Source organism: Tardiphaga sp. 285_C5_N1_2 (assembly GCF_052076065.1).
Lineage (GTDB): Bacteria > Pseudomonadota > Alphaproteobacteria > Rhizobiales > Xanthobacteraceae > Tardiphaga > Tardiphaga robiniae.
Genome location: NZ_CP197241.1, coordinates 710,335 through 730,569, shown reverse-complemented (window position 1 = coordinate 730,569; position 20,235 = coordinate 710,335). Strand labels below are relative to the sequence as shown.

Annotated in this window: 19 protein-coding genes; 8 read left to right on the top strand and 11 right to left on the bottom strand. The window is 61.5% G+C overall.

Translation table 11 applies throughout. The features are described 5' to 3' along the window. Window positions 1-3 precede the first annotated feature (3 nt). Together AB7951_RS03405 and AB7951_RS03400 are read right to left on the bottom strand one after the other, a co-directional pair. On the bottom strand, window positions 4-834 hold the full coding sequence (locus AB7951_RS03405; protein WP_120287029.1) for a quinoprotein dehydrogenase-associated SoxYZ-like carrier: 831 nt from the start codon (window positions 832-834) through the stop codon (window positions 4-6). Between the two features lie 55 nt (window positions 835-889). After that, a complete protein-coding gene (locus tag AB7951_RS03400) occupies window positions 890-1,816 on the bottom strand; it encodes a quinoprotein relay system zinc metallohydrolase 2 (protein WP_120287990.1) in 927 nt (308 codons plus the stop codon). A gap of 154 nt (window positions 1,817-1,970) precedes the next feature. Between AB7951_RS03400 and AB7951_RS03395 the strand changes: the two genes are divergently transcribed. The 3 genes from AB7951_RS03395 (at window position 1,971) to AB7951_RS03385 (ending at window position 4,843) form a co-directional block, all read left to right on the top strand. Then, the gene (locus AB7951_RS03395; RefSeq protein ID WP_120287030.1) at window positions 1,971-2,867 is read left to right on the top strand and encodes a substrate-binding domain-containing protein; all 897 of its coding nucleotides are present in this window, start codon (window positions 1,971-1,973) and stop codon (window positions 2,865-2,867) included. Window positions 2,868-2,869: 2 nt separating this feature from the next. After that, on the top strand, window positions 2,870-3,424 hold the full coding sequence (locus AB7951_RS03390) for a PQQ-dependent catabolism-associated CXXCW motif protein (RefSeq protein WP_120287031.1): 555 nt from the start codon (window positions 2,870-2,872) through the stop codon (window positions 3,422-3,424). 63 nt (window positions 3,425-3,487) lie between these two features. Continuing rightward, a complete protein-coding gene (locus AB7951_RS03385; RefSeq protein ID WP_120287032.1) occupies window positions 3,488-4,843 on the top strand; it encodes a serine hydrolase domain-containing protein in 1,356 nt (451 codons plus the stop codon). Window positions 4,844-4,964: 121 nt separating this feature from the next. Here the strand turns inward: AB7951_RS03385 and AB7951_RS03380 are convergent, their stop codons facing one another. Next, on the bottom strand, window positions 4,965-5,849 hold the full coding sequence (locus AB7951_RS03380; RefSeq protein WP_120287033.1) for a LysR family transcriptional regulator: 885 nt from the start codon (window positions 5,847-5,849) through the stop codon (window positions 4,965-4,967). A 247-nt stretch (window positions 5,850-6,096) separates the two neighbouring features. Here AB7951_RS03380 and AB7951_RS03375 point away from each other — a divergent pair, with 247 nt between their 5' ends. Then, the gene (locus tag AB7951_RS03375) at window positions 6,097-6,798 is read left to right on the top strand and encodes an alpha/beta fold hydrolase (protein ID WP_120287034.1); all 702 of its coding nucleotides are present in this window, start codon (window positions 6,097-6,099) and stop codon (window positions 6,796-6,798) included. A gap of 211 nt (window positions 6,799-7,009) precedes the next feature. Here the strand turns inward: AB7951_RS03375 and AB7951_RS03370 are convergent, their stop codons facing one another. From AB7951_RS03370 to AB7951_RS03350, 5 genes are read right to left on the bottom strand one after another with little or no spacing between them, the layout of a single operon-like run. Next, window positions 7,010-7,618, bottom strand: coding sequence for a hypothetical protein (locus AB7951_RS03370; RefSeq protein WP_120287035.1), 609 nt, complete (start codon window positions 7,616-7,618; stop codon window positions 7,010-7,012). Then, entirely contained in the window at window positions 7,615-8,463 is an 849-nt protein-coding gene (locus AB7951_RS03365) for an ABC transporter permease (RefSeq protein WP_120287036.1), read from the bottom strand. Before AB7951_RS03365 ends, AB7951_RS03370 begins: the two co-directional genes overlap by 4 nt. Next, the gene (locus tag AB7951_RS03360) at window positions 8,460-9,281 is read right to left on the bottom strand and encodes an ATP-binding cassette domain-containing protein (protein WP_120287037.1); all 822 of its coding nucleotides are present in this window, start codon (window positions 9,279-9,281) and stop codon (window positions 8,460-8,462) included. The genes AB7951_RS03365 and AB7951_RS03360 overlap by 4 nt, the downstream gene beginning before the upstream one ends. Then, the gene (locus tag AB7951_RS03355; RefSeq protein WP_199711998.1) at window positions 9,278-10,249 is read right to left on the bottom strand and encodes a YVTN family beta-propeller repeat protein; all 972 of its coding nucleotides are present in this window, start codon (window positions 10,247-10,249) and stop codon (window positions 9,278-9,280) included. Before AB7951_RS03355 ends, AB7951_RS03360 begins: the two co-directional genes overlap by 4 nt. Window positions 10,250-10,266: 17 nt before the next feature. Beyond that, the gene (locus AB7951_RS03350) at window positions 10,267-11,448 is read right to left on the bottom strand and encodes an ABC transporter substrate-binding protein (RefSeq protein WP_120287038.1); all 1,182 of its coding nucleotides are present in this window, start codon (window positions 11,446-11,448) and stop codon (window positions 10,267-10,269) included. Window positions 11,449-11,578: 130 nt separating this feature from the next. Here AB7951_RS03350 and AB7951_RS03345 point away from each other — a divergent pair, with 130 nt between their 5' ends. Continuing rightward, window positions 11,579-12,091 (top strand): DUF3280 domain-containing protein, encoded by a 513-nt coding sequence (locus AB7951_RS03345; protein WP_439059823.1) that lies wholly within the window; start codon window positions 11,579-11,581, stop codon window positions 12,089-12,091. 13 nt (window positions 12,092-12,104) lie between these two features. On the opposite strand, the gene fghA is transcribed toward AB7951_RS03345, so the two are convergent. After that, a complete protein-coding gene (fghA, locus tag AB7951_RS03340) occupies window positions 12,105-12,950 on the bottom strand; it encodes an S-formylglutathione hydrolase (RefSeq protein WP_120287039.1) in 846 nt (281 codons plus the stop codon). 71 nt (window positions 12,951-13,021) lie between these two features. Then, window positions 13,022-13,642 (bottom strand): response regulator transcription factor, encoded by a 621-nt coding sequence (locus tag AB7951_RS03335; RefSeq protein ID WP_068734560.1) that lies wholly within the window; start codon window positions 13,640-13,642, stop codon window positions 13,022-13,024. 205 nt (window positions 13,643-13,847) lie between these two features. Here AB7951_RS03335 and AB7951_RS03330 point away from each other — a divergent pair, with 205 nt between their 5' ends. Both AB7951_RS03330 and AB7951_RS03325 read left to right on the top strand, forming a co-directional pair. Then, entirely contained in the window at window positions 13,848-15,269 is a 1,422-nt protein-coding gene (locus AB7951_RS03330; RefSeq protein WP_120287993.1) for a histidine kinase, read from the top strand. Between the two features lie 106 nt (window positions 15,270-15,375). Further along, window positions 15,376-17,793, top strand: a complete 2,418-nt coding sequence (locus AB7951_RS03325; RefSeq protein WP_120287040.1) for a TonB-dependent receptor domain-containing protein — start codon at window positions 15,376-15,378, stop codon at window positions 17,791-17,793. 13 nt (window positions 17,794-17,806) lie between these two features. On the opposite strand, the gene AB7951_RS03320 is transcribed toward AB7951_RS03325, so the two are convergent. Beyond that, a complete protein-coding gene (locus tag AB7951_RS03320) occupies window positions 17,807-18,190 on the bottom strand; it encodes a YkvA family protein (protein ID WP_184511907.1) in 384 nt (127 codons plus the stop codon). A gap of 218 nt (window positions 18,191-18,408) precedes the next feature. On the opposite strand from AB7951_RS03320, the gene AB7951_RS03315 reads away from it, so the two are divergent. After that, the gene (locus AB7951_RS03315) at window positions 18,409-20,190 is read left to right on the top strand and encodes an acyl-CoA dehydrogenase (protein WP_120287042.1); all 1,782 of its coding nucleotides are present in this window, start codon (window positions 18,409-18,411) and stop codon (window positions 20,188-20,190) included. Window positions 20,191-20,235 lie beyond the last annotated feature (45 nt).

Here is a 20,235-nt window from a genome sequence, read left to right as displayed (position 1 = left end):
GCGCTACATGCCGGAGCCGTTGACCTTCCACTCATGCCTGAATTGATGCCCGTCGGTGTCCTTGGCCTCGGCGCGGAACGTCTTTGCGCCATTTGAGACGTAAGTGAATCGAATATTCGGGTCTTCGGAAATCGAGATGCCGCCCTCCACCGACAGGACCGGGCTGTTGTCCTGCCATAGCTGGAGCCGGTCGACATAGAGGGCGGGAATATAGAGTTGCGAGACCTGATCCATCTGCAGGCCGGAATTATTGGGGTGGCCGATCATGACCTGCGCCTCGCGCGTACCGCTTTTTTCCTCGTTTTGCGCTCCGGCAAACTCCCTGTAGCGCATCTGGCCCAACCGGCTCTTGGCCTCTTCGGCATTCTTCGCCGCCGGCGCAGAGCAGCCACCGGACGCCTTCACATAGGTTTGCACCACATGGAGTTTGCCGTCACTGGTCTCCGCGACGGCATGGACGTTGGTGTAATTGTTGATCCGGACACGCGTTGAAATCTCCGAGACATTTGCGTCGGCCCCGAGCTTGAATTTCGCGGCCATAGGCGCCGGGTTCTGGTCGATCACCAGCGTGATCGTCACCACCCGCGGGCGCGCGTCGAATGTCGGCTTGAGGCGCAACGTCACCGGCACGATGGCAGCATCCTCCGCGCGCGTCGGCATCTCGAGTGCGATCAGGTTGCTGCCGTCTTCCATCGGTCGGCTGTCGAAAATATCCTGCACCAGCCCCGGCCATGGATCGTAAGGCTCCGGACCGGCCGCGGACACAGAATGCGGACTGAGGAAAGCGCTCAGCAGGATGGCGGCACAGACGCTGCGGATTGCAAATTCCGGCATGGTACGGCCCTCGCAAGGGAAGAAGCGACACGCTTGATACTAACCCAACCAGCGGTCATTCCCATTCAAATTGTGAGTATGCTGCAGTTGCGTTGCGGACGTTATAGTCGTCAAAAAGCTCCCATTTGCCGCGTTCGGCTTCCGCCGCGTGTTTCGTAGCTGCCGCGATCGGCTTGCCGTCGATGACGTCCTTGCGGATACCGGCCGCGAGTGTTTCGAGATACCGGCGTTCGCCGGCGAGGGCTTGCGGCCAATCGCTCACTGGACCATGGCCGGGAACGACGCGTTCGGCCGGCAGCGCCGCGAGATCGTCCAGCAGCTTAAGCCACGCCTGGATGCTGCCATCGAGCACTGGAATATGGCGGAGAAAGACCAGATCTCCAGCGAACAACGTCTTCGTCGCCGTGTCGAATACCGTGACATCACTATCGCTATGGGCAGTGGGCCAGGCTTTCACGATAAGTGTGCGCCCGCCGAGATCGAGGACGAGTTCTCCATCGACGAGCCGGGTTGGCGGTACGATACGGACGTCATCGATCAGTGCGTCGCCCATGCTGCGCCTGAATGCGTCGAGATAATACTGCCCGCGTGCAGCCAGTGCCTGCGGCAGCCTAATATGGCCGACGAACTCGGTTCCGTCAGCGACGAAGGCGGCGTTGCCGAACATATGGTCGGGATGACCATGGGTATTGATGACGTAGCGAATGGGCTTGTCTGTGCGCGCGCGGATAGAAGCCAGCAATTGTCGCCCCTCCCGCACGCTGCCCCCGGTGTCGATCACGGCAACAGCCTGCTCGCCGATCACGACGCCGATATTGGCGATGGCGCCGTCATTGTCCGACGACATCAAGGCAATGCGTCCCTGATGCATGAAAACACCCGGTGCGATTTCACTGATCGCCAAAGTCTGCTGTTGTGCGCGAGCAGATGCGACCATTGCCAGCATGATGAGCGCTGCATGCATCGCAAGGCGAGATGTCATTTGCATCTCCATATCACCCCGGGAAGCAGCGATCCTGCAATCACCCGGAAAGTGCGGCGCAACATCGGAAGCGCCCCATTGCATCTTGCACGCTTAAAACGAGAGGCCTAGGTTTTTGTCGTGTCACCCATCAAATGTGAACGGCAGGTAGCGCATGCAGCACCGAGCGGAACGATCCGGAAAACGTCGCGCGCTACTCACGTCGCTCTTTGCGAGTGCGCTGTTGCTTGAGGGCCTATGCACCGCGCTTGGCCAGACTGCTGCGACCGACGATCTCTCGATCGAACTGGTCGATCCACAGTCGCTGCGTGTTTGCGCCGATCCGCGTAACATGCCGTTCTCGAATGAGAAGGGCGAGGGTTTGGAGAACAAGCTCGCCGAGCTGTTCGCAGCCAAGCTGAACAAGAAGCTCGATTACGTCTATTTCCCGCAGGCGACGGGCTTCGTTCGCATGACTCTCGGCGCGCATCGTTGCGATGTCATCATGGGCTTCCCGCAGGGCGACGACCTCGTCCAGGGCACCAATCCCTATTACCGGACGGCCTATGCCCTGGTGTCGAAGACCGGCGCCGGTCTCGATGACGTCACGACGCTGGATGACGCCAGGTTGAAGAGCAAACATATCGGCATCGTGGCGGGGACGCCGCCGGCCACCAATATGGCGGTCAACGGCCTGATGGTGAATGCGAAGCCCTATCCGTTGGTGATCGATACCCGCATCGATTCATCGGCACTGGCCATGATCAAGGACCTTACATCTGGTGATATCGACGCTGCGATCCTGTGGGGGCCTATGGCGGGCTTCTACGCCAAGAACGCCAATCCTCCGCTTCATGTCACGCCGCTGGTCAAAGAAACCACCGGGCCCCGGCTCGTCTATCGCATCGGCATGGGCGTGCGCTCGGCGGATCAGAACTGGAAGCGGCAGCTCAATCGGCTGATTCAGGAAAACCAGCCGGCCATCAACAAGGTCCTGCTCGATTTCGGCGTTCCCATTCTCGATGAGAACAATCGTCCGATCGGGCCGGAGGCGGCAGCCAAGTCGCCGTGACCATGCGTTACGCCATCCTTCTCGCGATGGCACTGGTGATGGTCACGTCGGCCCGGGCCCAGGATATCGTCCCCGAGCCCGATGACTATCGCACCGACAATTATCGCACGCCGGTGCCGGCGACGCTGAAAGGCGGACGCGTCATCACGACGAAAGACGCCGAGGCGATCTGGCGCGACAAACGTGGCGCCTTCATTGATGTCATGCCGCGTCCGCCGAAGCCGGCCAATCTACCGCCGGAAACGGTCTGGCGCGACAAGCCGCGGCACAACATTCCGGGCAGCCTGTGGCTGCCCGACACCGGCTATGGCAGGTTGGCCACCGAGACCGAGGCCTATCTGCGAGATGGTCTCGCGCGCGCATCGGCCGGCCGGCGAGACGCGCTTCTGGTGATCTACTGTCAGGCCGATTGCTGGATGTCGTGGAATGCCGCAAAGCGCGCGCTGTCCTATGGCTACAGCAATGTCGTCTGGTATCCGGAAGGCACCGACGGTTGGGAGCTGGAGGATCTACCGCTGGCGGATGCGCAGCCTGAACCACGGTCGCAGGCGAATTAGGCCGTGCTTGGAACCATCTTCCGCGCCATAGTAAAGAACTCCCCTTGGCTGGGATAAGACATCATGCATTGGGCGCTCAGGCTTTTCGGTTTCGTCGTCGGTGTTTTGGCCTTGGCGATATTGGGGCTTGGCGGTTGGATCGTCATCGCCCATCAAGACGAATTACAGCTCGCCTCCGCTGCTGCGGCGAAGACCATCTGCTCGAACGTATTCATGGCCAAGCGCGAAGCGGATGCGATCTTGCGTACCGACCTGCTGGCCCTCGGACATCCGATCTTCCGCCTCGTGAAAATCGACGTCAGCGCCGTCGACCACAGCGTCGACGCCAGTCTTTTCGGTCTTTTCGCCAAACGTCACGCCCAGTATGTCGAGGGACGGGGCTGCACCAACGTCTTGAATGGCACGTCTTGGAATCATCCTGCCGCGCTGCGACCCTCACCTACGACTGACGCCGACACGCTCTGGCCGACCGGCGAAAAAGTGCAGTTATCCGACAACGCACGTTTGCAGGCGGCGGTGAACAATCCGGTTTTGCAAGGTCCGGGCATGCGAGCGATCGTTGTCGTGCACGACGGGCGCATCGTCGCCGAAACCTATGGCCAGGGTTTCACCCCTTCAACGCCCTTGCTGGGTTGGTCGATGACCAAGAGCGTCACGGCGGCCCTGGTCGGGCTGGCCATCAAGGACGGCAAACTTTCGCTCGATAAGAAACATCTGTTTCCGCAATGGGCGGGGGACGCCCGCTCGGACATCTCGGTCGCCGATCTGATGGCCATGTCTGGCGGACTGGAATGGAACGAAGATCAGGGGCGTCACACCGACCCGGGACGCATGGAGTATCTCGTGCGGGATGCGGCGGCTTTCGCGCGGGATCGAAGGCTCGTCGCCTCACCGGGAACGACATTTCACTATTCGTCCGGCGAGTCCGTTCTGCTGACGCGACTATGGCAGAACGCGATTGGCGAGGGGGCTCTGTCTTATCCGCGCGAGCGACTGTTCAACCCTTTGGGCATGAATAGCGCTGTTATCGAAGCCGACGAGGCCGACACGTTTCTCGGCGAAGGCTTCCTCTACGCCAACGCGCACGATTGGGCGCGCTTCGGCGAGTTTTTGCGATTGGGCGGGGATTGGAACGGCCAACAGCTTTTGCCGGCGGGCTTTGTCGACTATATGCGCTCACCTTTCCCAGCGTCCGATCAGGGCCAAGGCCCCGTCTATGGTCGTGGACAGCTTTGGTTGGCGCGTGGCCAAGGATTCGATCTCCCCGCCGACACGTTTATGTTGCAAGGTCACCTCCGTCAGGTGATCGCGATCATTCCCTCGCGCAAATTGGTGATCTTGCGTATGGGATTGACGCGTGAAGATATTGGCTTCAGCAACGCGAAGCTGCTGCGCACCATCGTCGCCGCAGGCTTTTGAAGCTTGCTGGATAAATGACGAGGCCGGACAGTCGAGCCGCGCCCCGTCATTTACGCGGGGAACGCGACGCTGCTTGTTGAGCAGCATCGGCTTTATCGTAGCGCATTCAAAATCGGCGAGTTCAAACGCCCAACGCCTCGACTAGAAAATCGATGAACAGGCGCGCTCGTAGCGGAAGTTGCCGTCCGAACGCGTGGAGAACATGGATCGGCGTGGTGAACATGGGTATCTCTGGCAGCACGATATTCAATCGTCCGGCCGCAAGGTCATCCTCGATCGCCAGGCGCATGAATTGCGTGATACCGACCCCCTTTAGGACTGCCTCGATCAAGGATTGAGCGTCGTCGCTATCGAAGGGGCCAGCCGGAACGATCCGCGTGCCATCGGCAAAAGTAAACGGTTGCGGCCGGCCGGCAAGCAAATGGCCAAGACAAGCATGCTGCTTGAGATCATCGATAGACCGGGGGATTCCCCGGCGCTGGAGATAGTCTGGCGATGCGCCCAGGACATATTGCAGGACACCCAACGACCGACGGATCAAGTTCGTGTCTTCCAATTCTCCGATTCTCACCGCGAGATCGAAACCTTCGCGAATCAGATCAACGCGGCGGTCTGTGACGCTGAGGTCGAGCTTGATGTCTGGGTAGCGTTCGAGGAACGAGCCAGACCAGGCAGAAATTAGCGGACGCCCAAATGTAGTCGGCACGGAGACCCGAAGCACGCCACGTACGTTGCCCGGAATCTGCACGATGTCCTCGGCTTCCTCTATAGCGCGCAGATGGGGAGCCACGTGCTCGTAGTACGCGGCGCCTTCGGACGTCGGGCTGAGCGTGCGCGTCGACCGCTGCAGAAGGCGGACACCGAGACGTTGTTCCAGGCGCGCGACGCTTTTCGATACCGCTGAAGGGCTGGCGCCGATCAACCTTGCGGCGCCGGCGAAAGACCCGGCATCAACCGTCCGCACAAAGGCGAGCAGGCCCGCCGTCTTTTCCAAAATCGTCGCCATTCAGGACATTTGATCTCGAAAGAACCGAACGACTTCTATCTATTCGGCCATCTATGAACGAATAGTCTAGCCATCGCAATGAGCGATCTCGCAGATACAAGGCGAGATCCGCTGTCATTGTTCAGATCCCTGGACGCCATGGTCTAGGTCTTCAAATGCCTTTCATCGCTCCCCCGTAGAGTAGACGGCCAGCAAATCGTCAGAGTTAGAATCCCACTTCTCACTTCGTAAAAAAAGGGAACGCAATATGCCTGCGCAAGCCAAACCAACCATCGTTTTCTGCCATGGAATCTGGGCCGATGGCTCATGCTTCAGTAAGGTCATTCCTGCATTGCAGGCGGACGGACACGAAGTCATCGCGGTTCAATATGGCCTGGACTCCTTCGAAGAGGACCTGGCGACGGTGAAGCGCACGCTCAACCGTGTCGGCAGCCCGGTCCTCCTCGTCGGTCATTCTTATGGTGGAGCGACCATCACCGCCTCGGGCACCGATGAGCGCGTAGTCGGCCTCGTCTACATCGCAGCTGTCGCCCCTGACGCCGGCGAGACCGTGCAGGACCAGCTTGACAAGTACCCGTCAGATATTTTCTCTCGCGTCGAGGTCGCGGACGGGCGCGCTTGGATGCTTCCGAATGGCACCGAGTTCTTCGCTGGAGATCTTTCCGAGAAAGACCAGAAACTCGTGTGGGCGACGCATTATGCGCCCGTCTACGATCTGTTCCGCCAACAGAAGCTCAGCGCAGACGACATCGCGTGGAGATCGAAGCCGAGCTGGTACATTCTGGCCACGCAAGACCGTACAGTACACCCTGACCTGCAGCGCTGGGTCTCGAAGCGCATGGGAGCGACCGTCACCGAAGTGGCGAGCAGTCACGTGCCGATGCTCTCTCAGCCCGACATCGTTATCGAGGTAATCCGCAAGGCCGCGGCCGCCGTTCAAAAAAGCTAATCGCGCTAGGCCATTGCCGGGACGTAAGAGAGACAGTCGGCAACGGCGGTCTCTCCTTCTCGTTTATGTAGCTGGTGCGCGACGACCGCCTATGGCGCGAAGGCGAAGTCGTTGGATAGCCGGCTTTCCGCCAGTGTTGGGTGCCAAGCGGACATCAAGCGAGCCTACTCCAAGCAGCCGATTTTATAGGTCCACGCCCTAGCACGCGATGTTATTCCATCTCCTGCTGGATGGTGCGGCTAAGCGCGAACAGCCGCTGGTCGATCAGCGTCGGCACCTCGCAGACGAAGGTCACGACGCGGCGCCGGTCGTCGAAGATGCGGGCTTCCCATAGCAGCTTGTTGTTGAGTTCGTCGATCTTCGCCTGATCGGGCGGCGACGCGCTCTGCAGCGTCTGCAGCATGGCCGTGTCGGCGCGGACCCGATCGGCCGCTTCGCGCTGTTTACGCGTGACGCGTTCGAGGCCGGCCAGCACTGTCGCGCGCTGCGCGTTCAGGCTGTCGAACAGCCCGGCGAAGATCAGTTTGCCTGACCTGGCCTTGTCCGGCGATCGCGACAGAAAGTCCGTGACCGCCTTCTGGGCTTCCTCAACGGGTACGCGCCGTGTCGCCAGACGTTCGACAAGCGCGCTGACCTCGGCGTCGTCCTTCCAGGCGCTGGCGACATCGTCGATCGGCGGTCCGGCCCAGACGGCAGCCAGCGAGATTTCCGGCACCTTGGCCTGAACGCACGGCCAGTCGGGATAACGCGGATCGGCGGCCTGCGCAGTGCCCGACCAGATCAACAAGAGTGCTGTGATGACGCCGATCGGTCTGTTCATGTCTCGCCCCCGGCTGGTGCCCGGCGGGCAAGGCCGCGGCCGGGATCGTAAGCAATGATTGCACCGATCATGAAGACGGCGGTACAGCCTGCGACAACGGCAAGGGAGACCCAATTGACCTTGTCATAGAGCGCGAAACGGATCAGTTCGACCGCATGGGTGAAGGGATTGAACAGGCAGAGATAATAGAGCATCGGGCTGCCCTCCTGCACGCGCCACAAAGGATAGAGTGCGGACGACGCAAAGAACATCGGGAAGATCACGAAGTTCATGACCCCCGCAAAATTCTCCAGCTGCTTGATGCGCGACGAGATCAGCATGCCCAGCGATCCCAGCATCAATCCGGACAAGATCAACGCCGGTAGAACGGTGAGATAGCCAATGAGCGGCGGAGCGATGTCCCAGAACCATGCGATCAGGAGAAATGCATAGACCTGCAGCAGGGAGACGACTGTCCCGGCCAGCAATTTGCACACCAACAGGAACCAGCGGGGCAGCGGGCTGACCAGAAGCGTCCGCATATTCCCCATCTCGCGGTCATAGACCATCGACAACGAGGACTGCATGCCATTGAACAGCTGGATCATCGCGATAAGACCGGGCGCGATATAGACCTCATAGAGAATATAGGTCTCGTAAGGCGGGATGATCGAGATACCAAGCACCTGCCGAAAGCCGGCGGCGAAAATGAACAGCCAGACCAGCGGACGCACCAGCGCCGAAACGAAACGCTCGCGCTGATGCAGGAAGCGCAGCGCTTCCCGCCACAGGATGCCGTTGAGGCAGGTTAGATAATTGCCGAAACCCAGTTTGCGACGCTCATGCGTGACGAATGTCGTACTCACAATGACCTCCCGCGCCGGTCGGCCGCCTCGGTCATGCTCCGGAAAGCCATGTCGAAATTGGGCGCGCCGGTTTCGCCGAGGATCTGCGTCACGGAACCGCGCGCGAGCACATGACCGCCATGCAGCACGACAAGATCGTCACTGGCGGCAATCTCGTCAAACAGATGTGTTGCCCACAGCACGCCGATGCCTTGTTCCGCGACCAGCATCCGGACATGCGCAAGAATATCGGCGCGCGCCTGCACGTCGAGACCAACTGTCGCTTCGTCCAACAGCAGCAGCCGCGGCCGATGCAGCAGTGCGCGGGCGATCTCGAGACGTCGCATCTGTCCGCCGGAGAGATCGCGCACCCGGCTGTTCACCCGGTCGGCAAGGCCGATGCGCGCAATCACCTCGTCGCCGCGCAGCCGGGCTTCGCGCCGCGCGATGCCCTGCAGCGCGGCATGATAGAGCAGGTTCTGCATGACAGACAGATCGAGATCGAGCGTACGTGGTTGAAACACCACGCCAAGCAGCCGCAAGGCATCGCTCGGCGTATCGCTGATGTCGTGGCCGAATACGCTGATCCGTCCAGTTTGAATGCCGAACAGCCGGGTGATCAGCGCTATCAGCGTACTCTTGCCCGCGCCATTGAGGCCGAGCAGAGCCGTGAAACTCGCCGGCGCGACATTGAAGGAGACATCCGACAGCGCCTGCCGACGGCCATAGCAATGGCTGATGCCTGCGACCGACAGCGCGGGTGTGACCGCCGGCGCGTCAATCGGCTCCGGCGCGTCGTGCGCGACCTGTTCAGGCCGGGATGTGTCGATGGTGGTCATGGCCGTGCCATGGCGATGCCCCAGGGCAATTCGCCGACCTGAATGGTCTTGATGACTTTCTGCGCAGCGACATCGATGACCGAGACATCGTTGGAGACGCCATTGGTGACCAGCAGATATTTCTCATCGGGGGTAAACGCCATGTGCCAGACCCGCTGGCCCACCAGCAGATACTTGATCACTTTGTGGGTCGCCGCATCGACGACGGCGATCCGGTTGGCGGGGCCGAGCGCGATGAAGGCGATTTTGGCGTCCCGGGTCATGCCGATGCCAACCGGCTGAATGGCTTCGCGCCGCAGACCGGGAATGTTGAACTCGATCTTGTCGGTCACGACACGCTTGGTGGGATCGATCACCGACACGGTGCCCCCGATCTCTGAGGACACCCACAGTTCCGAGCCGTCGCGCTTGAATTCGGCGAAGCGCGGACGCGCGTCGACCAGGACATTGGCCACGATCTCGCGCGTCGCGGTGTCGATGAAATGCGCCATGTTGGTGGTTTCAGACGTGTTGATCAGGATCTTGCCGTCAGGGCTGATCGCCATGCCTTCGGGCTCGACACCGACCTGCACGTCGCCCATGCGCACGCGCTTTTCGAGATCGATCACGGTCACCGTGTTGTCGTTCTCATTGGCGACATAGAGAACCTTGCCGGCGGCATCCTGGGTGAACAGCTCGGGGTCAGGACCGGACGGCAGCGAGTCGACCACCTTCTGACTGGCGACGTCGATGATCTGAATGGTGTCGTCGTCGCCGACCGCGACAAGTACCGATTTGCCATCGCGCGTCAGTTCGATGCCGCGCGGACGCTGACCGACCTTGATAGTCGCCGTGACGGTCCAGCTATCGGTGTCGATCACCGAGACCGTGTTGCTCTTCTCATTCGACACATAAGCGAGAAAGGCCGATGCAGGCGCCGCTGTTGCAAGCCATGTCGCTGCTCCGCACAGCCAGACGCGGCACAGCATCTTCGATCTGTTCATCATCATTGCAGCCTGCATTTGCTTTCCGGACGATCAATACCGAGCGTGTCGAGCTCCGAGACCTGATGCAGGAAGCCGTCCTGCGGCGATACCGAAATCACCATGCGCCCGTCGACCAGCAGGATCGGCTGGCGTAGCTGCAGGTTCCAGTCTCGGATGGTGAGCCGCTGCCCCTTGAAGCCGGCGATGGAGAAATCGGGCGACTTCAGAAACGCCAGAATGGCTTTGCCATCGCCCGAATTCGTGCGGGACGCGGCTTCGCCGATCATGCGGGTCGCGAGCCAGGCCTGCATGTCGCGCGCTGTCATGCGGCGCGCATTCAGTTTGGTGAAGCGGTTCTGGATCTGCACGGCGCCCCATTGATCCTGTGCAGCATGCCAACTGGTCGGTACCAGACCCGCCGATCCCGCGACCGGCCGCGGATCCCAGGTGCGATACGGCAAATAGGAGGCGAAGACTTCGCTCTCGTCGGCGGCGATCATGACGTCATAGGCCGGTGCCTGTTGCGTGAAAACCGGGATTTGGCGCTGGATCAGTGTGACGCCGCTATCGGTGCGCCGCGCGCCGCCCGTGTCCTCGAACACACGTTCCTGCACGATCTTTGCGCCGAACCGGGCGGCGGCACGGCGATAGGCGTCGGCTTCAAGCCGGTCGTCGTCATGCGAACCGACCACGAGCAGCCAGCGTTTCCACTGCTTCCACACCAGATACTGCGCCAGCGCATCCGCCAGCATCGATCGCGTCGGCGCGATATGGATCACATTGGCACGGCAGTCCGCCTCGCGCAGCCGATCGTCGGCGGCACCCACATTGAACAGGATGCCGCCGCGGTCACGCACCGCATCGGCCGCCAGCAGCAATGCATCGGGCGGCAGATCGGCAATGATGAAGGTGCTGCGGCCAGCGAGATCGCGTGCGGCTGCGGCGACATCGTCGCCCTCCTTCACACGGATCTCCTCCAGCCCGAACTGCTGCTTCAGGAACCTGCCAGTGGTGTTGTTATCCTCGATGGCGAGCCGCGCGCCGGCGATGCCATCGTTCTCGGACGGTAATTCGACCAGCGAAAGAGTTGCCTTGATGCCGGCCTGACCGAGATAACCGATGCTGATCGTCAGCGGTTCGGCCGCCAGCGCAGACGACGTCACGGCGCAGAGACTGATCGCGCCGATCAACCACCGTATCATGTTCCCTCCGGCTACTCCTTCCCGGCTTGGCGCCGGTGAAGGGTCTCGTGCTTGAAACATGAACCAATTATCGTAGCTTGCAACCTCGGATTCTGCCGACGCGTTGCATTTTAATGATGCGAGGTCCGCGATGAGAGCCCTATCGATCACCGTGCTGTTACTGATGATGACAGCGACGGCTCACGCCGCAGCGCCTAAAGTGGCGGTGTTCAATTTCGAATGGCTGGATACGAGCCTCGAAGGCGAGGTGAAGGGACGCCGCAGCGACGAGCAGGCAAGACTGCTCCATGCTGCCGACCAGCTTCGCGAGGAGATGAAGCAATCCGGCCGTTTCGAGCTGCTGGATATGTCATCCCTCAATGTTGCGGCGCAAGGCCGTAACTTGCAGGCATGCGGCGGCTGTGACGTACAACTCGCGCAGCAGATCGGTGCCGACCTTGTCATTACGGGGCTCGTACAGAAGGTCTCGAACCTGATCCTCAATATGAACATCACCCTGCGGAATGTTCACACCGGGCGACTGGTCGCCACCATGAGCGCTGACCTGCGCGGCAACACCGACGAAAGCTGGTCGCGCGCGACGAGCTATCTGGTGCGCAACCGCCTGCTCTCACCGAATTACGGCGCCCCGCAGCCGCAGTAACGCAAGCCGCTGCTCACCCTTTAAGCCGCGCCGCGTGCCAGCGCAGATGATCGGCCATGAAGGTCGAGATGAAATAGTAGCTGTGATCGTAGCCGGGCTGGTGGCGCAGCGTCAGCGCAATGCCTGCCTTTTTACAAGCACTTTGCAGCAGTTCAGGCCGCAATTGTTCGGCCAGAAAATTGTCGGCGTCGCCCTGATCGACCAGCAATTCGGGGAATCGCGCGCCGTCCTCGATCAGGGCAACCGCATCGTGCTTTCGCCACGCCGCTTTGTCGTCGCCGAGATAGCCGCCCAGCGCCTTGATCCCCCACGGCACCTGCGACGGCGCCACGATCGGAGCGAAAGCGCTGGCCGCGCGGTAGCGATCAGGATGACGCAGCGCAATGGTCAGCGCGCCATGCCCGCCCATGGAATGGCCCAGAATCGACTGACGGCCGCTATCGATCGGGAATTGATCGGCCACGAGCTGCGGCAGCTCCTCGGTCACATAACTCCACATGCGATAGTTGCGCGCATAAGGCGCCTGGGTGGCATCGACATAGAAGCCGGCGCCCAGCCCGAAGTCATAGGCATTGTCGGCGTCACCGGGAACATCGGCACCGCGCGGGCTGGTGTCCGGCGCAACGAAGATCAGCCCCAGTTCGGCGCATGCGGCGCGAAACTCGCCCTTTTCGGTGACATTGGCGTGGGTGCAGGTGAGGCCCGAGAGATACCAGACCACGGGCAGCCTGGCGCCGTCCTGATGCGGCGGCACATAGACCGAGAATGTCATGTCAGTTCCGGTCGCACGACTGGCGTGTTTGTAGACACCCTGCGTGCCGCCATATGATCGATTGAGCGAAACTGTCTGCATGGTCATGACTTTACAGGTTGGGTGCGGCAGCGATGCGACATCGCCGAAACAGGTGATATCCGGTCAGGGACGCCCGGTCAGGCGATGCCACGCTCGATGGCGAAGCGCACCAGTTCGACGGAGCTGCGGACGCCGAGCTTTTGCCGCATGAGTGACGATGTATTGGCGACCGTCTTGTAGGAAGCGTGAACCATCCATGCAATCTCGGCAAGGCTCTTGCCGGCACCGAGCAGTCGCAGGATCTCCATCTCGCGCGAATTCAGCTTCGACAGCGGACTTTGCGTCAGCGCAGGACCGGCAAAAGCAAGGCTTCGTGCCATCGCCGGTGGCAGATACACGCCGCCGCGCGCAACCTCATAGACGGCCTCCAGCAGGTCGTGTGGGTCGCCGGTCTTGGAGACATAGCCCTTGGCGCCGCTCTCGATCGCACGGGCAGCGAAGATCGGGTCGTCATTCATGCTGAACATGATGATGCGCATCGTGTCGTCGCGCAGCAGGATGCGCCGCGCCAGTTCATATCCGGACACGGTCGGCAGATTGATATCGATGATGCAGATATCGGGATCTCCGGTCAGGAAAACCTGCTCCCCACTGGCGGCATCGGACGCTTCCAGCAGTTCGATCTCCGGATCGTCCGCGAACACCGCGCGGCAACCCGATGTGACGATGGGGTGATCATCGACGATCAGAACGCGCATGGGTTAACCCCGTAAACTCTGTCGGCAAGAACTCTGTCAGCAAGTCTCGGCCTGCTCCTCGATTGCTGCGCTGCATCAGCCGCGCGCCTTTGGAGTGACATGATTGACAATCGAAGGTCGTCTCGATCCGATATGATCGCCGTCGAATTTCGCTGTCAAGTTCATAGTCGCGGCATGCAGGCGAGATGCGAGTGAAAGCATGGTCATGTGGCAGAATCTTTCGCTGCGCGCGCGGATCAATCTTCTGGTCGCGCTGGTGCTCGCTCTTGGCCTGGTCGCCAATGTCGCGCGGCTCGCGCTGGAAGCTGGCCCGCGCGTCCAGGCCGAGGACCAGAGCGTGATCCGGCTGACGCGCGAAGTCATCGAAAGCATCGGAACTGGCCTGAGCGAAGCGCAGGATCCGAATGCGCGGCTCGATAAAATTGTCGCCGATCTCAATCGATTGCGACATGTCAGTATTGTCAGGCAAGGCGATGGGAACATGCCGTCCCCGAAGAGTGACGGTCAGGATCGGAGCGACGGTGCAGGCTCTCCGCCATCGTGGTTCGTATCCTTGATACACCCGGAGCGGATATCGGAGTCGGTGTCGGTGATGGTTGGCGAGAAGCGGCAGACGCTGCTGATCACCTCGCATCCCGATGACGAGATGCGGGAAATATGGGACGGCATCGTCACCCAGCTCGCACTCAGTCTGATCGTTGCAATGGTGTTGTTCGTCGTCACGAGCCTGGTCGTTCGGCGGGCGCTGGCGCCGCTCGATGCATTGTCGCAGGCCATGGTCGATATCGAAGCGGGGAACTATCAGGCACGCGTCGCCCCCACGGGAGCACCGGAACTCGCCGCACTCTGCATCCGGCTCAATCATCTCGCAGCCACATTGGGCGATGTGCTCGAGGACCGGCGGCGTCTGGCCCAACGGGCCGTCTCGCTGCAGGATATCGAGCGCAAGGATATCGCACGCGAACTGCATGACGAGTTCGGGCCGTATCTGTTCGCCCTGCGCGCCCATGCGGGCGCAGTGATGCGCCTCGCCGATCACGATCCGTCGGGCACGGGTGCCTTGTCGAGGCATGGCACTGCCATTCTGGCGCAGGTCGATGTCTTGCAGCAGTTCAATCGCCGCATTCTCGAGCGATTGCGACCGGTCGGGCTGACGGATCTCGGCTTGTCCGGTGCCATTACGGTCTTGCTGCGTCTCTGGCGCGAATCCCATCCGGAGGTCATGATCGAGAGCCTGGTATCGCCGACGCTTGCTCCCCTTGGTGAGGTTGCCGAGCTGACCGCCTATCGCGTCGTTCAGGAGGCACTCACCAATGTGTTCCGCCACGCGCAAGCCTCTGCCGTGAGCGTGGTCATCGAACCGGCGATGGGGACGGCCGCGAAGCCTGACTGTGACAATGTACTGGTCCGCGTGCGTGACAATGGCCGCGGCCTCGATCCTGATCGCAATGGCGGCTTTGGTCTGGTCGGCATGAGAGAGCGGGTCTGGGCCCTGGGCGGGACGCTCACGGTCAGATCTGATGTGGACGGTGTGAGTGTCGAGGCTATCATTCCCGTGACGGAGCCGCTGCCAAATCCGCCTGTTACGCGCGATCGGGAATTTGTCCCGACTTTATCGGGAAAATAACTGAGACGGATTTCGACATTTGCAGATAGCGCAGCCTCTCACACTCGCTAGTATCACGCTACCGAACGGTGCCATCAGAGCGCCGACGCGGAATGGGGTGAAACAGATGCGCGTAAGAGTGCTGGTCGTGGCTTCGCTGTCGACGGGTCTTCTACCGGTTTCCGAAACGGCTTTTGCGCAAAGTCCGCCTGGAGAGCCGCAGGTGCTGCCCCCCGTGGTGGTGTCCGCCCCTGCCACCGCCAGCAAACGCGGCCCCCGGCGTCAGACCACCCAGCGGGTCGCCGAGCGGCCGCGTACGGTCTACGTCTATCCGACCACGCCAACGTCGCGTTCCGGCATCGACGTCGACAAGGTCACGGCGAGTATCAATTATGTCGATGCGCGCGCGATCGAACGTGCCAATTCCCTGAACGTTACTGATGCCCTGCAGCAGCAAGTGCCCGGCATTCTGATCAACGAAGTCGCGGGCAATCCCTTTCAGCCCGATCTGCAATTTCGCGGCTTCGTGGCGTCGCCAGTGGCTGGCACGCCGCAGGGGCTCGCGGTCTATCAGAATGGCGTGCGTATCAACGAGGCCTTCGGCGACACCGTCAATTGGGACCTGATCCCGACCGCGGCGATCCGCTCGGTCAGCGTGGTCACCAACAATCCCGCCTTCGGCCTCAACGCGCTGGGCGGCGCGGTCAACATCCAGATGAAGGACGGCTTCAACTATCAGGGAGCCGAGCTCAGCACGATGGGCGGCTCGTTCGGCCGCATCCAGGGCTCGGCGCAGTGGGGCAAGCAGGTCGAGGGATTCGCCGTCTATGGCGCGCTCGAAGGCCTGCATGACAAGGGCTTCCGCAACTTCGCGACATCGGACGTCCGACGCTTTTATGGCGATGTGGGCTACCGCAGCGACAGCAGCGAGCTTCACCTCAATATGGGCGTCGCCAACAACAAGTTTGGCGCCTCGGCGACCGTTCCGGTCGAGCTGCTGCAGCAGAATTATGGCGCCACCTATACGACGCCGCAGACCTCGAATAACCGCGTCGGCTATCTCAATTTCACTGGAAAGGTCGAGGCGACGCCGACCTGGACGGTGGAGGCGGCGGCGCATCTTCGCTTCTTCCGGAACAAGACCCAGGATGGCAATCCAACCGGCACCCAGCCCTGCGAAGATCCGACCCTCCTGTGCTTCGGCGATGACGACACGCCGGCCAACGGCCTCAACGGCGCGCAAATTGCCAATCCCTTCGCGCCCGGCGCGGTTCTTGGCGAGAATGATCGCACCTCGACGCGCTCGACCACGGTGGGCGGCTCCCTGCAGGCGACCAATACCGATCAGCTGTTCGGCCATAACAACCGCTTTGTCGTCGGCGCCAGCTATTCGTCCAGCGCCAGTCACTTCACGGCCAGCGCCGAACTCGGCACCATCGGCCCGGATTACATCGTCACCGGCAGCGGGATTTCCCTCGGTCAGTCCGGCGATCCGATCGCGATCGGCCCGGTGTCGCTGCGGACCACCAATCGCTATGGCGGCATTTACGCGCTCGACACGTTCGATGTGACCAATGCCTTTTCGATCACCGGCGGCGGTCGCTTCAACACGGCGCAGATCGTGCTCGAGGATCAGATCGGCACCGCGCTCAACGGTGACCACACTTTCAACCGTTTCAATCCGATCATCGGCGGTACCTACAAGATCACGCCTGGACTGACGGCCTATGCCGGCTATTCGGAAGCCAACCGCGCGCCGACCCCGCTGGAACTCGGCTGTGCCGACCCCGCCAATCCCTGCATCGTCGGTGCCTTCCTGATCTCCGATCCGCCGCTCAAGCAGGTGGTTTCGCATACGATAGAAGCTGGTCTGCGTGGCACCAAAGAGCTGAATGCCGGCACGCTGGGCTGGAAGCTCGGCGCCTTCCGCGCCACCAACACCGATGACATTCTCGCAATCCCGAGCCCGGTGCTGCAAGGCTATGGCTATTTCCAGAATGTCGGCTCGACGCGCCGGCAGGGTATCGAGGCGGAGGTCACGCTGCGTGCACCGACCCTGCAGCTCTATGCGAGCTATGCCTTCGTCGATGCGCGCTTCCTTGATCCGCTCGCGATCGGCTCGAACAGCCCGTTCAAGGATGACGACGGCAACGTCCAGATCCTGCCCGGCAACCAGATCCCGGCAATCCCGCGTCACCGCGTCAAGGCCGGGTTCGACTATGCACTGACCGACGCTTTCAAAGTCGGGGCTGATGCGCTGTTCGTCAGCAGCCAGTATTTCGTCGGTGACGATTCCAACCAGGCACCGAAACTTGAAGCCTATACCGTGTTCAATGCCCACGCGTCGTACCAGATCGACAAATCCGTGCAGGTCTTCGCCCGCGTCGACAACATCCTCGATCGACGCTATTCGACATACGGGACTTTCTTCGAGACCGACTCGGTGCCGAATTTTGCCAATGGCGGCGCCCAGTTCACGGACGCACGTTCGGTCAGCCCGGCGCGGCCCCGCGCCTTCTATGCCGGTGTGAAGGTCAGGTTCTGACGGGCGTGGGCGATCAGGCCCGCATCCAGTAGCGATAACCGAGCCACCCGAGCAGGAGTGCGCTGGCGAGCCACAATACGATAATGGCGATCATGCCCGATCTGCTGGTCGGGCGTTCTGCAGCCTCGCGCGCCTTGATCCGGTACTCCGCCATCACCTCGCCCGGGACCAGCGCCACCACGAGCCAGATACCCAGCGGCACGATGATCAGGTCGTCGAGATAGCCAAGGACCGGCACGAAATCCGGAATGAGATCGATCGGCGACAGCGCATAGGCGGCGACAGCGATCGCGAGAACTTTCGCAAACCACGGCACCCGCGGATCGCGCGCGGCGAGATAGACGGCATGCGTGTCCGTCTTGATGTTCCGGGCCCAGCTTTTGATCCGCATCAACATGGATGCGTCGTATCGCACAAGTCAGCTTCAAGATAGCCATTGATATTGCAGCAGAAGTCGGCGGATTTCGTTTCCCCATACGGAGGCTCGGATCTTGCCGCCCCAGCCACAGCGGGCCCCGGATGCGCCCTTTGGCGTGTTGAGGAGCCGCCCGTTTCGTGGGAAGACGGCGGAAAGCTGAAAAAGTGTACCCAAAGAATTTCTGGGAGCGAGATGCCATGACCTACCGAGCACCGATCAACGACATGCTGCTGGCCCTGAATCACGGCGCCGGCCTGCAGGCGGCCCTAAAAGCCGGCCATTACGGCGATTTCGACGCCGATATGACCGCTGCCGTGCTCGAAGAGGCCGGCCGCTTTGCCAGTGACGTTCTGGCGCCGCTCAATACCGTAGGCGACAAGAACGGCATCAAGCTCACGGATAATAAAGTCACCACGGCCCCCGGCTGGCCCGATGCCTATGCGCGCTGGACTGCCGCCGGCTGGAACGGCGTCTCCGGCCCCGAAGCCTTCGGCGGCCAGGGCCTGCCGCTGGCGATCAATGCCGCCTGCACCGAAATCTGGAGCGCGTCGAACATCGCCTTCGGCCTTTGCCCGCTGCTGACACTGTCGGCCATCGAAGCGCTCGACGCCCATGGCAGCGATGAGCTGAAAAAGATCTATCTGGAAAAGCTGGTCACCGGTGAATGGACCGGCACCATGCAGCTCACCGAGCCGCAGGCCGGCTCCGATGTCGGCGCGCTGCGCTCGCGTGCCGAGCGTCAGGCCGATGGCAGCTATCGCATCTCCGGCACCAAGATCTTCATCACCTATGGCGATCACGACATGACCGACAACATCGTGCATTTCGTGCTCGCACGATTGCCCGATGCACCCGCCGGCACCAAGGGCATCTCGCTGTTCCTGATTCCGAAATTTCTCGTCAATACCGACGGCTCGCTCGGTGAGCGCAACGACATCCATGCGTCAGGCGTCGAACACAAGCTCGGCATGCACGCCTCCCCCACCTGCACCATGACCATGGGCGACAAAGGCGGCGCGGTCGGCTACCTCATCGGCGAGGAAAATCGCGGCATGCTCTGCATGTTCACGATGATGAACCAGGCCCGCCTCGGCGTCGGCCTTGAAGGCGTCGGCATTGCCGACCGCGCCTATCAGCAGGCACTGGCCTTTGCGCAGGAGCGCAAACAAGGCCGCGGCATCGGCAGCAAGACGGCCGGCATGGACCCGATTATCGTGCATCCCGACGTCAAGCGCATGCTGATGCAGATGCGCTCCCTCACCGCCGCCGCGCGGACCATCTGCTACGCCACCGCCGTGGCGCTCGACATCGCCGCACGTTCGCCCGACGCCAAGGTGCGCACCGAAGCGGCGGCACGCGGCGCACTGCTGACGCCGATCGCCAAGGCCTTCTCCACGGATATCGGCAACGAAGTGACGTCACTCGGCGTGCAGATCCATGGCGGCATGGGCTTCATCGAAGAGACCGGCGCGGCACAGCACTACCGCGATGCGCGGATCACCGCGATCTATGAAGGCACCAACGGTATCCAGTCGATCGATCTCGTCACGCGCAAACTCGCGGCATCGGGCGGCGAATCCGTATGGGCACTGCTGGACGAACTCGGCGGCATCGTGTCGCGCGTCGAGGCCTCCAACGATCCCGCCTTCGGCACCACCGGCGCAAAACTCCGCGACGCGCTCGGCTCGCTGGAGCGTTCGAGCAAGTGGCTGCTGGAGAAGCTGGCCTCGGCGCCAAACGACGCTCTGTCCGGCGCCACGCCCTATCTGCGGCTGTTCGGCTCCGCGCTCGGCGGATGCATGCTGGCCAATGAGGCGCTTGCAGCGCGCGACATCGACGGCGGCAGCGACGCGACGCGTTATGTCACACTGGCGCGGTTCTTCGCCGAGAATGTTGCGGTGCAGGCTGGTTCGCTTGAACGCACCGTGATGGACTCCAGTGAATCCGTGATGTCGGCCGATGCCGTTTTGCTGGCATAAACCATCGCCCTCCATATCGGCCGCAGCGGATTGATGTAATATCCG

Excerpts from the sequence above, each read along its gene's own strand:
- AB7951_RS03405 (WP_120287029.1), bottom strand. The coding sequence starts at position 834 with ATGCCGGAATTTGCAATCCGCAGCGTCTGTGCCGCCATCCTGCTGAGC.
- AB7951_RS03400 (WP_120287990.1), bottom strand. The coding sequence starts at position 1,816 with ATGACATCTCGCCTTGCGATGCATGCAGCGCTCATCATGCTGGCAATG.
- AB7951_RS03395 (WP_120287030.1), top strand. The coding sequence starts at position 1,971 with ATGCAGCACCGAGCGGAACGATCCGGAAAACGTCGCGCGCTACTCACG.
- AB7951_RS03390 (WP_120287031.1), top strand. The coding sequence starts at position 2,870 with ATGCGTTACGCCATCCTTCTCGCGATGGCACTGGTGATGGTCACGTCG.
- AB7951_RS03385 (WP_120287032.1), top strand. The coding sequence starts at position 3,488 with ATGCATTGGGCGCTCAGGCTTTTCGGTTTCGTCGTCGGTGTTTTGGCC.
- AB7951_RS03380 (WP_120287033.1), bottom strand. The coding sequence starts at position 5,849 with ATGGCGACGATTTTGGAAAAGACGGCGGGCCTGCTCGCCTTTGTGCGG.
- AB7951_RS03375 (WP_120287034.1), top strand. The coding sequence starts at position 6,097 with ATGCCTGCGCAAGCCAAACCAACCATCGTTTTCTGCCATGGAATCTGG.
- AB7951_RS03370 (WP_120287035.1), bottom strand. The coding sequence starts at position 7,618 with ATGAACAGACCGATCGGCGTCATCACAGCACTCTTGTTGATCTGGTCG.
- AB7951_RS03360 (WP_120287037.1), bottom strand. The coding sequence starts at position 9,281 with ATGACCACCATCGACACATCCCGGCCTGAACAGGTCGCGCACGACGCG.
- AB7951_RS03355 (WP_199711998.1), bottom strand. The coding sequence starts at position 10,249 with ATGCTGTGCCGCGTCTGGCTGTGCGGAGCAGCGACATGGCTTGCAACA.
- AB7951_RS03350 (WP_120287038.1), bottom strand. The coding sequence starts at position 11,448 with ATGATACGGTGGTTGATCGGCGCGATCAGTCTCTGCGCCGTGACGTCG.
- AB7951_RS03345 (WP_439059823.1), top strand. The coding sequence starts at position 11,579 with ATGAGAGCCCTATCGATCACCGTGCTGTTACTGATGATGACAGCGACG.
- fghA (WP_120287039.1), bottom strand. The coding sequence starts at position 12,950 with ATGACCATGCAGACAGTTTCGCTCAATCGATCATATGGCGGCACGCAG.
- AB7951_RS03335 (WP_068734560.1), bottom strand. The coding sequence starts at position 13,642 with ATGCGCGTTCTGATCGTCGATGATCACCCCATCGTCACATCGGGTTGC.
- AB7951_RS03330 (WP_120287993.1), top strand. The coding sequence starts at position 13,848 with ATGTGGCAGAATCTTTCGCTGCGCGCGCGGATCAATCTTCTGGTCGCG.
- AB7951_RS03325 (WP_120287040.1), top strand. The coding sequence starts at position 15,376 with ATGCGCGTAAGAGTGCTGGTCGTGGCTTCGCTGTCGACGGGTCTTCTA.
- AB7951_RS03320 (WP_184511907.1), bottom strand. The coding sequence starts at position 18,190 with ATGTTGATGCGGATCAAAAGCTGGGCCCGGAACATCAAGACGGACACG.
- AB7951_RS03315 (WP_120287042.1), top strand. The coding sequence starts at position 18,409 with ATGACCTACCGAGCACCGATCAACGACATGCTGCTGGCCCTGAATCAC.